The 2,211-nt window shown below is 62.1% G+C and carries 6 protein-coding genes; all 6 read right to left on the reverse strand.

Going from position 1 to position 2,211, the window contains the following annotated elements; all coding sequences use genetic code 11:
* Nucleotides 1–181, reverse strand: a 181-nt coding sequence (locus tag B7X49_RS18585; RefSeq protein WP_286840623.1) for a hypothetical protein, incomplete at its 3' end; no start/stop codon positions are given.
* Nucleotides 178–357 (reverse strand): hypothetical protein, encoded by a 180-nt coding sequence (locus tag B7X49_RS18590; RefSeq protein WP_286702494.1) that lies wholly within the window; start codon nucleotides 355–357, stop codon nucleotides 178–180. The genes B7X49_RS18585 and B7X49_RS18590, both read right to left, overlap by 4 nt.
* Nucleotides 354–572, reverse strand: coding sequence for a hypothetical protein (locus B7X49_RS18595; protein ID WP_286702493.1), 219 nt, complete (start codon nucleotides 570–572; stop codon nucleotides 354–356). Before B7X49_RS18595 ends, B7X49_RS18590 begins: the two co-directional genes overlap by 4 nt.
* Nucleotides 569–1,054 carry a hypothetical protein gene (locus B7X49_RS18600; RefSeq protein WP_286702492.1) on the reverse strand — a complete coding sequence of 162 codons (486 nt, stop codon included), beginning with the start codon at nucleotides 1,052–1,054 and terminating at the stop codon, nucleotides 569–571. Before B7X49_RS18600 ends, B7X49_RS18595 begins: the two co-directional genes overlap by 4 nt.
* Nucleotides 1,051–1,395 (reverse strand): hypothetical protein, encoded by a 345-nt coding sequence (locus tag B7X49_RS18605; protein WP_286702491.1) that lies wholly within the window; start codon nucleotides 1,393–1,395, stop codon nucleotides 1,051–1,053. The genes B7X49_RS18600 and B7X49_RS18605 overlap by 4 nt, the downstream gene beginning before the upstream one ends.
* A gap of 155 nt (nucleotides 1,396–1,550) precedes the next feature.
* The gene (locus B7X49_RS18610; RefSeq protein WP_286840626.1) at nucleotides 1,551–1,949 is read right to left on the reverse strand and encodes a hypothetical protein; all 399 of its coding nucleotides are present in this window, start codon (nucleotides 1,947–1,949) and stop codon (nucleotides 1,551–1,553) included.
* Nucleotides 1,950–2,211 lie beyond the last annotated feature (262 nt).

Genomic DNA, 2,211 nt, shown 5'->3' on the forward strand with positions numbered 1-2,211 from the left:
GGTCTTCCGTGATCCGGGCGCGGAATGCCATTTCGCTTTCGCCGCGCGTGGCGGTCCAGCGCGCAGCCGGTGTGCCGTGTGTGAGGTCGAGCGGGTCGAGGTCCGCCAATGCGGCCGGCAGCGGCATCGCGACGGTGGCGACTTGAAACGCGGGAGCGAATTTTTTTGCGAACGTGGTCATGATGGTCTCCAGACTTTGGCTGTGATCATTTTATCGATCTCTTGCGATGTTGCTTGAACCGTTTGCGCTGCCTTTGCGCCGATGTTGACGAATTGACGTTGCGCCTCGGCATCGCCGCGCCACGCGCGTTCCCGCAAGTCATCGAGCAGGGCTTCGGTCGCGGTGCGGCTGGTCATCGATCGAATCCCGTGATTTTGTTGCGGACGGGCGGCATAAAGGGTGCCCAGGCGGCGGCGGCGTCGCCATAAAAACGAGTGACCTGCTTACCGAGTTCGGTTGTGGTGCGGGCTTCGATCCGGCCGGCCGGGATTTTTGCAACGCGGTCGATCTCGTTGCGTTGCGCCATCAGCCTGCGGATTTCTCGGTCAAGCGCGGCGGCATCGGCGCTCATCGGCGGCGCATCCCGGTGCCGTTTAACCGGTCCATCTCCGCCTGTACGGCTTCGGCTTCGGCTTCGGCCTCCCGTTCGGCACGCTCATTGGCAGTTTCGAGCGTGCGGGCGATTTCGAGCGGCCCGGGCAGATCGGGCAAACGGTCCCATCGGGCGTGCGCCCGATCGCCATCGTGGATCATCCAGCAAGTTCCGTGGTCATCGATGGCGACGACGAGGGTTGTCGCGCTGCCGTTCGGGCGGGTGGCGATGCTGCCGGTTGCCAGCAATGGACGGCGCGGCGGCACGGCAGCGGCATCCTGCAAAGCGAGATTGAGCCGGTCAATTTCCTCGGCCTGCGCCCTCGCGAGTTCGGCCAATTCCGATTGCCAAGCCGCCTCGCCCTTTATCTTTGCCGCCCGGTCAGAAACTTCGGCCAAATGACTGCGGACGGCAGTGCCGGTCATCAACTCGGTAATGGCAAGTTCGGTCTTGTTGCTCATGCGGTCATTCCAATTCTTGCTAGCTGGGGAGGGCATCTTTGCCAATTTGGCGCGGTGGCGAGGGTGCTTGCGAGTTCGAGGGTGGTGCAGATGGCGGCGGTCGCTTCGATCGGCGGCACCAAGCCGGCGATTTCATGCGGACGGCCGGTTGCAGCCCACCGAAAGCCCCGCGCCCTCGCGAGTTCGGCGGCGGCTTGAATTGTCTCGGCTATCGCGACGTGTGCGATCGGCGCGTCGAGGTTGACTTCGATGATGAGCGCTTGGTGCGGCGGGTGTGACGGGACCGATACCGCCGCACCCGCCGCGCCCTCGCCTGCCAGCGCGCCCAGTCCGCGCCGCACAAGTGTTGAAACCGCGAATGATCGAGTAGCGCCGATTGCTTCGGCTGCCGCGTCGATCCGGTCCAGTAAATCGCTATCAAGCGATAAGCTAATCCGACTTTTCATGAGGCTATAATAGATTAGTACGAGTGCATACGCAATAATAATCTACTATGTCACTTGGCGTCAGGGCGCGTCATAGGTGCGAATAATGATGAATACTTATGAACGGTTGCGGATGACTGTTGCCCTGCTAGGCGGCGAAGTTCGGCTGCGATCTCTGATTTTTCTGCGTGATATTTTTCGGGGTCGCGCCGATCGGGTGACAGTCGGGCGATTCGACTGGCGAGGTCGAGCAGGGTTTCGGGGCTTGTCATGGCGCGTTCCGGTAGTCGGTCGATGCCATGCCTGCCGGTGGGTGGCAGCAGGTGCAGCGCCATCCTTTCGGGCTGGTCGCCTCGGTCCACCAGGCCGATCCATCGCAGCACCGGCAGCGTGCGCCGGCCGTAGGCGTGATGACCATATCTCCTCTTGCTCCGCCGCCGCGTCATCCGGCCACGCTGGCCAGCACGCATCGCATAGCCACCCCTCGGGGTTCACAACCTCTGCGAACGGGCGGGAGGCGGTGCCGCACCGGCTGCATGGCACGGTGATCAGCCGATCGTTTGCAGGTAGTTTTTTTTCTGAAAACTCCCTAGCTCCGATAGCTCCGTTAGGTCCGTTAGGTGGTAAAATGGGGCTATCGGAGCTATCGGAATAGGGTGATTTTCCATCGGAGAGAGAGGCGAGGCGGGCCGCCCATGTCATGCCTCTACCCCCTCCAGCTTCGGATTGATT

This window comes from Acidiphilium sp. 34-64-41, assembly GCF_002282635.1.
Classification (GTDB): Bacteria; Pseudomonadota; Alphaproteobacteria; order Acetobacterales; family Acetobacteraceae; genus Acidiphilium; species Acidiphilium rubrum.

Coding starts and splice junctions, on each gene's coding strand:
- B7X49_RS18600 (WP_286702492.1), bottom strand. CDS start 1,054: ATGAGCAACAAGACCGAACTTGCCATTACCGAGTTGATGACCGGCACT.
- B7X49_RS18610 (WP_286840626.1), bottom strand. CDS start 1,949: ATGCGTGCTGGCCAGCGTGGCCGGATGACGCGGCGGCGGAGCAAGAGG.
- B7X49_RS18590 (WP_286702494.1), bottom strand. CDS start 357: ATGACCAGCCGCACCGCGACCGAAGCCCTGCTCGATGACTTGCGGGAA.
- B7X49_RS18595 (WP_286702493.1), bottom strand. CDS start 572: ATGAGCGCCGATGCCGCCGCGCTTGACCGAGAAATCCGCAGGCTGATG.